The sequence below is a fragment of the Streptomyces griseicoloratus genome (assembly GCF_014534645.1).
GTDB classification, from domain to species: domain Bacteria; phylum Actinomycetota; class Actinomycetes; order Streptomycetales; family Streptomycetaceae; genus Streptomyces; species Streptomyces griseicoloratus.
The window spans coordinates 23,064-29,948 of record NZ_JACVQF010000169.1 but is presented as its reverse complement, the minus strand read 5'-3'; the positions used below and the strand labels follow the sequence as shown (position 1 = coordinate 29,948).

6 protein-coding genes are annotated in these 6,885 nt (G+C 73.6%); 3 read left to right on the top strand and 3 right to left on the bottom strand.

Annotation, left to right across the window (positions count from 1 at the left end):
- A partial coding sequence (locus H0H10_RS07960) for an AfsR/SARP family transcriptional regulator (RefSeq protein ID WP_188180151.1) occupies positions 1-776 on the bottom strand: 776 nt, incomplete at its 3' end.
- A 122-nt stretch (positions 777-898) separates the two neighbouring features.
- Between H0H10_RS07960 and H0H10_RS07955 the strand changes: the two genes are divergently transcribed.
- The 3 genes from H0H10_RS07955 to H0H10_RS07945 are packed head-to-tail and all read left to right on the top strand — an operon-like array spanning position 899 to position 5,003.
- Positions 899-3,049 carry an MMPL family transporter gene (locus H0H10_RS07955; RefSeq protein WP_188180150.1) on the top strand — a complete coding sequence of 717 codons (2,151 nt, stop codon included), beginning with the start codon at positions 899-901 and terminating at the stop codon, positions 3,047-3,049.
- Between the two features lie 53 nt (positions 3,050-3,102).
- On the top strand, positions 3,103-4,341 hold the full coding sequence (locus tag H0H10_RS07950) for a sensor histidine kinase (protein ID WP_188180149.1): 1,239 nt from the start codon (positions 3,103-3,105) through the stop codon (positions 4,339-4,341).
- Positions 4,338-5,003, top strand: a complete 666-nt coding sequence (locus tag H0H10_RS07945; RefSeq protein ID WP_188180148.1) for a response regulator — start codon at positions 4,338-4,340, stop codon at positions 5,001-5,003. The genes H0H10_RS07950 and H0H10_RS07945 overlap by 4 nt, the downstream gene beginning before the upstream one ends.
- Here the strand turns inward: H0H10_RS07945 and H0H10_RS07940 are convergent.
- The gene (locus tag H0H10_RS07940; RefSeq protein WP_188180147.1) at positions 4,964-5,248 is read right to left on the bottom strand and encodes a DUF6332 family protein; all 285 of its coding nucleotides are present in this window, start codon (positions 5,246-5,248) and stop codon (positions 4,964-4,966) included. The genes H0H10_RS07945 and H0H10_RS07940 overlap by 40 nt on opposite strands.
- 73 nt (positions 5,249-5,321) lie before the next feature.
- Entirely contained in the window at positions 5,322-6,800 is a 1,479-nt protein-coding gene (locus tag H0H10_RS07935; protein ID WP_188180146.1) for an MFS transporter, read from the bottom strand.
- Between the last annotated feature and the right edge of the window lie 85 nt (positions 6,801-6,885).

The window sequence follows — 6,885 nt, the reverse complement described above, 5'->3', positions numbered from 1 at the left end:
AGCAGTGCCGGGTCCTGGTGCAGGATCCGTGCGTGCAGGGACCGCAGTGCGGGTCCCGGGTCCGCGCCCATCGCCTCCGCCAGCCGCCGCCGTACCGCCTCGTAGGCGGCGAGCGCGTCGGCGGGGCGGCCGGTGCGGCACAGGGCGAGCATCAGCAGTTCGACGAGCCGCTCCCGCAAGGGGTGGGCCGCGACCAGCCGGACCAGCTCGTGCACATACCCGAAGGAGTTGCCGAGTTCGATCTCGCCGGCCAGCCGGGCCTCCAGGACGGTCAGCCGCTTCTCGGCCCAGCGCAGCCGCTCCGCCGCGAGGTACGGCGCCCGCAGGCCCTCGGCGAACTCGCCGCGCCACAACTCCTCCGCCCGACGGGCCAGTTCGCCCGCCCGGCGCAGATCACCGGCGTCCCGCGCGGCCAGCGCCTCGTCCACCAGCTCCCGGCGCCGCCGCAGATCGTCGGCGTGGACGCCGGTGAGCCGGTAGCCGCTGCCCGTCCACACCAGTTCCGGCCCGTCGCCGAGCGCCCGCCGCAGCCCGGAGACGTACTTCTGCACGAGGTTGCGCACATGCACCGGCGGCGCCCCGCCCCACACGGCCTCGACGAGACCGTCGTAGGAGATCGGGCGGCCCTCCTGCAACAGCAGGACCGCGAGCACCGCGCGCTGCTTCGGCGGACCGAACGGGATCTCGTCGCCGTCGCGCAACACCCGCAGCGGTCCGAGCAGTTCACAGCGCAGACCGCCGGTCACCCGGGATGTCCCCGTCGTCCCCTCACCCATGGGTCGAGCGTATCCCGGTCGCCGTCTTCCAGCGGATCTTCCAGCGTGCCTTCCAGCGGCCGGGCCGACGGTGTGCCAAGAACCCTCGGATCCCCTCGGGCATCCCGGAGAAAGGCCCACTCATGCTCACCCGGACCGGCCGCCTGGCCGTGCGGCGCAGCCGCGCGGTGCTGATCGGTTTCCTGCTCGCCCTCCTCGGCCTCGGCGCGTACGGCGCAGGCGCCCAGAGCGACCTCGACCTCTCCCGCTGGGACGCCCCCGGCACCCAGTCCGTCCACGCCGGCGACGTCCTGCGCGAGGAGTTCCGCACCGGCAATCCCAACCTCGCCCTGCTCGTCACGGCCCGCGACGGCGACGTCGACAGCCCCCGCACCGAACGGGCGGCCCGTGAACTCGCCGCCGAGGTCGAGGGGCTGCCGCTCGTCACGGACGTCACCTCCTACTGGGACGGCGACAGCGCGGCCCTGCGCGGCGAGGACGGCCGCCGGGCCCTGATCCTCGTCCGCCTGGAGGGCTCGGCCACCGAGACCCGCGAGGAACTCGCCTCGCTGTCACCGGAGCTGACCCGCACCACCCCGGCGCTCGACGTCCGCGTGGGCGGTCAGGAGGAGATCTCCCGGCAGGTCGGCGAACAGGCCCGCACCGACTTCCTGCGGGCGGAGGTGTTCGCCCTGCCCGCCGTGCTGCTCCTGCTGATCCTCATCTACCGCCGCACCGTCGCCGCGCTGCTGACCGTCGCCGTCGGCCTGTTCTCCGTCCTCGGCACGCTCGCCGGGCTGCGGGCGGTCGCCCAGGTCACGGAGGTGTCGACGTTCGCGGCCAACCTCGCGCTGGTGCTCGGGCTCGGACTGGGCGTCGACTACAGCCTGTTCATGATCAACCGCTATCGCGAGGAGCGCGCCGCCGGGCACGCCCAGCACGAGGCGGTCCTCGGGGCGACCCGCGCCGCGGGACGCACGGTCGTCTTCAGCGGGGTCACGGTCGCGGTGTCGCTGTGCGCGCTGCTGGTGTTCCCCTTCTTCTTCCTCAGCTCGTTCGCCTACGCCGGCGTCTTCGTCGTGCTCACCGCGGTCGCCGGGGCGGTGCTGTTCCTGCCCGCCGCGCTGGCCCGCTGGGGGCACCGCGTCGAACGCCCCGCCGCGCCCGCCTCCGGCTTCTGGCACCGCACCGCGCTCGCCGCCATGCGCCGCCCGCTGCTCGCCGGAGCGGGCGTGCTGACCGTCCTGCTGGTCGCCGCCTCCCCGCTGCTCGGCCTGCGCTTCGGACTGCCCGACGAACGCACCCTCCCCGAGGGCACCGCCTCGCGCACCACCTCCGAGATCGTGCACCGCGAGTTCGCCGCGGAACCCACCGACACCGTGCAGGTCGTCCTCGGCGAAACCGGCTCCACGCGCGCGTACGCCGCCGCCCTGTCCCGTCTCCCCGGAGTGTTCCAGGTCGACGCGCCCGAGGGGACCTTCCGGCAGGGCGAGCGCACCAAAGCCCCCGGCCAGGACCGGCTGACGGCACCGGACGGACGGGTCCGCCTGGCCGTCGTACCGACGCAGGAGGCCATGCGGGGCGACGTCCCCGCCTTCGTCGCCGGCATCCGCAACACCCCGGCGCCGGGCCCCGCCCTGGTCGGCGGCTATCCCGCCGAGACCACCGACTTCCGCGCGACCCTCCTCGACCGGCTCCCGTACGCCGCCGCGATCGTGCTGGTGGCGACGTACGTGATCCTCTTCCTGATGACCGGCAGCGTGCTGCTGCCCGCCAAGGCCACCGTGCTCAACCTGCTCAGCCTGTCCGTGATGTTCGGCTGCCTGGTGTGGGTCTTCCAGGACGGGCACCTGTCCGGTCTCCTCGGCTTCACCCCGACCGGGTCCATCGAGCCGAGCATCCCGGTGCTGATGTTCTGCGTGGCGTACGGGCTGTCCATGGACTACGAGGTCTTCCTGCTGGCCCGCATCAAGGAGGAGCACGAGCGCACCGGCGAGACGATGCGCGCGGTCGGCGAGGGCATCAGGCGCAGCGCCCCGCTGATCACCGCCGCGGCCGGCATCCTCGCGCTGTCCTTCCTGTCGTACGCCACCGGCGGCGTCGTCTTCCTCAAGGAACTCGGCATCGGCACGGCCCTGACCATCCTCGTCGACGCCACCCTCATCCGGGTGGTGCTGCTGCCGGTGACGATGCGGCTCGCGGGACGGGCGAACTGGTGGGCGCCGCGTCCGCTGCGCCGGTTCCGGGTGAAGGAGGCACCGGCCGCCGACGTACTTCGCGGGGAGTACGTGTGATCACCACGCCCGGGTGACGCCGTCCCGCGCCGGCGGCGTCTAGCGTGGCCGTCATGGACGGACAGCACGAGCGCCGCGGCGGGCCGCCCCGGTGGTGGCGGCACGGCCCCCCGTGGTGGAACCACGGGGACGGCGAGGAGCACGGCCCCCGGTGGCCCTGGCGCTCCACCGTGCTGATCACGGCGTTCGTACTGATCGGATCGAACTTCGCCGCCCACGCGCAGGAGGGCGAGCGGGCGGCCCTCGACCCCTTCGCGCGCGTGCTGCTGTTCGTGACGGGCGCCGCGCTGCTGTGGCGGCAGCGGTATCCGGTGGCCGTCGTCTTCGGCACGGCCGCCACCAGCCTGCTCTACCTGGGTGCCGGATACGCGTACGGACCGGTGTTCCTGGCCGTCGCCGTGGCCTGCTTCAGCGCCGTCGTCGCCGGGCACCGCAGGGCCGCGTGGACGGCCATGGGGACGCTGTGGGCCGGGCACGCCCTGGTCGCGCACTGGCTCTACCGGTGGCTGCCGCCGTCCGGGGACTCGGCCGCCTCCTGGGGGCAGGAGATGGTGATCGCCACCTGGGTGGTGGCGATCGTCGCCCTGTCGGAGCTGGCCCGCGTCCGGCGCGAGCAGTGGGCGCGGGAGCGGGCCGAACGTGCCCAGGCGGCCAGGCGGCGCGCGGACGAGGAGCGGCTGCGGATCGCCCGCGAACTCCACGACGTCCTCGCCCACAGCATCTCCGTCATCAACGTGCAGGCGGGCGTCGGACTCGCCCTCATCGACAGCGACCCGGAACAGGCCCGCACGGCGCTCACCACCATCAAGGCCAAGAGCAAGGAGGCCCTCGGTGAGGTCCGCCAGGTGCTCGACACCCTCCGCACCCCCGGAGACGCGCCGCGCGCACCGGCCCCGGGGCTCGGCCGGCTGCCCGAACTGGTGACGGAGGCGGCGAGCGCGGGCCTCACGGTCGAGGTCGAGGGGGAGGCGCCGAGGCTGCCGCCCGGCACGGACCTCGCCGCGTTCCGGATCGTGCAGGAGGCCCTCACCAACGTCGTACGGCACTCCGGTTCGCGGCACGCGCGCGTGCACCTCGGCCGGGACGGCGGCACGCTGCGGCTGCGCATCGACGACGACGGGCCCGCGACCGGCGCCGACGCGGGCGGCAGCGGCAACGGACTGGCCGGAATGCGGGAGCGGGCCGCCGCGCTCGGTGGCACCATCGAGGCGGGCCCGCGCCCCGACGGCGGATTCCGGGTGCTCGCCAACCTGCCGCTCACCGTGCGGCACGCCAAGGAGGAGGACCGGTGATCCGCGTACTGCTCGCCGACGACCAGTCACTGGTACGGGCCGGCTTCCGGGCGCTGCTCGACGCGCAGCCGGACATCGAGGTGGCCGCGGAGGCCGCCGACGGGGAGGAGGCGGTGCGCGCCATCCGCGAACTGCGCCCCGACGTCGTCCTGATGGACATCCGCATGCCCCTGCTCGACGGCCTGGCCGCGACCCGCCGGGTCACCGGGGACCCGGCGCTGACCGAGGTCAAGGTGGTCATGCTCACCACCTTCGAACTCGACGAGTACGTCTTCGAGGCGATCCGCTCCGGCGCCTCCGGCTTCCTGGTCAAGGACACCGAACCCGAGGAACTGCTGCGCGCCGTGCGGGCGGTGGTCGCGGGTGACGCGCTGCTCTCGCCGGGTGTGACCCGCCGGCTGATCGCCGAGTTCGCGGCCCGCTCCAAGGAGCCCGCGGCGGCCGGCGCGCTGACCCCGCTCACCGAGCGGGAACGGGAGGTGATGGCCCTGGTCGGCATGGGCCTGTCCAACGAGGAGATCGCCCGCCGCCTGGTCGTCAGCCCCCTCACCGCGAAGACCCACGTCAGCCGCACGATGGTGAAGCTGGGCGCCCGGGACCGTGCCCAACTCGTCGTCCTGGCCTACGAGTCGGGCCTGGTGCGGCCGGGCTGGCTGGGCTGATCCGGCCGCCGGAACCGCAGCAGCACGCTCACCACGCGGGCGGCGAACACCACGGCGGCCACCGCGGCGCCCGAGGCGACGAGCGCGCGGCGCACACCGGCCGGCAGGCCGAAGACGTACGCCGGCCCCGCCACGGCCCCGAACAGCACCGCCGCCGCGAACGCCGCGCTGCACAACGCGTACCCGATCTCGACGGTGATCGCGTCCCGCTCGGCCTGGGTTCGCCGTCCCCCGTGACTGGTCATGCCGGGAGTCTCACAGGCGTGCGTCCGGCGGAGCAAGCACGCTCCGCCGGACGCACGGGTGGAGGCGGTCCCCCTAGTCGCGTACCGTGACGCGCTCCGCCTCCGCAGGGGTGGACCTGGCGACCACGACGGACCGCGGCGCACGGCGCCGGCGCAGTCCGGTGGCCGTGATCAGCAGACCGGCGACCGCGATGGCCGTGATCACGGCGAGGCCGGGCCGGTAGCCGTCCAGGACGGCCTGGGGCGATGCGGGCTCCTCGGGCGCGTTGGCGGTCATGACCGCCGTCACCACGGCCAGGAAGAGCGCGCCGCCCACCTGGACGGAGGTGTTGAGCAGACCCGAGACCATGCCCTGCTCGTGCTCGTCGACGCCGTTGGTGGCCTGCACGTTGAGGGACGGGAAGGTCAGCGCGAAGGCGGCGCCGACCAGCAGCATCGTCGGCAGGATCACCGCCGCGTAGACCGGGGCGAGGTCGATCCGCAGGAACAGCAGGTAGCCGACGACCATCAGGGCGAAGCCGAGCACGATCAGCCGCGGTGTGCCGAACCGGTCGATGACGGCGCCGACCTTGGTCGCGGACAGCGCCACCAGCGCACCCGCCGGCAGGAAGGCGAGCGCCGTGTGCAGCGCCGACCAGCCGAGCAGGTCCTGCATGTACAGCGTGACCAGGAACTGGAAGCCGATGTAGCTGCCGAGGAAGGTCAGCGCGCCGAGCTGGGCGCGGACCTGGGCACCGGAGCGCAGCACCCCGAGCCGGATCAGGGGGCTCGGGCTGCGCCGCTCGACGGCCACGAAGGCGGCCAGCAGGGCGACGACGGCGACGAAGGACAGGATGGTGCGGGCCGAGGCCCAGCCGGCCTCGGGGGCCTGGACGACGGTGAACACCAGCAGCAGCATCGAGGCGGTGCCGAGGACGGCGCCGGGGACGTCGTAACCGCCGTCACCGCGCTCGCGCGGGCTGCGCGGCAGCAGTTTCAGACCGGCGATCAGCGCGATCAGCGCGATCGGCGCGGGCAGCAGCATGGTCAGCCGCCAGCTGGCCTCCGTGAGCAGCCCGGAGAAGACCAGCCCCATCGAGTAGCCGGTGGCGCCGCAGGTGGTGTAGATCGACAGGGCGCGGTTGCGCAGCGGTCCCTCGGCGAAGGTCGTCGTGATGATGGAGAGGCCGGCGGGCGCGGTGAACGCCGCGCTCAGGCCCTTGACGAAGCGGCTGGCTATCAGCAGCGGCCCGGAGTCGACGAGCCCGCCGAGCAGGGAGGCGACCGCGAAGACGCCGAGGGCCACCAGGAAGACCTGGCGCCGGCCGAGCAGGTCGGCGGTCCGTCCGCCGAGCAGGAGCAGGCCGCCGTAGCCCAGGATGTAGCCGCTGACGACCCATTGCAGCGTGGCGGTGGACAGGCCGAGGTCGGCACCGATGGAGGGCAGCGCGACGCCGACCATCGAGACGTCGAGGGCGTCGAGGAACATCGCGGCGCAGAGCACCAGCAGGGTGCCCCACAGTCGGGGGGTCCAGCGTTCCTCGGACCCCGTGGTGGTGAGCGGAGAGGTCATGCCGGAGAGATTTACATGCGCATGCATGAGATGCAAGCGCATTTAATTCGCGTGCAACAACGCTCCGTCTCTGCTACGGTGCGGG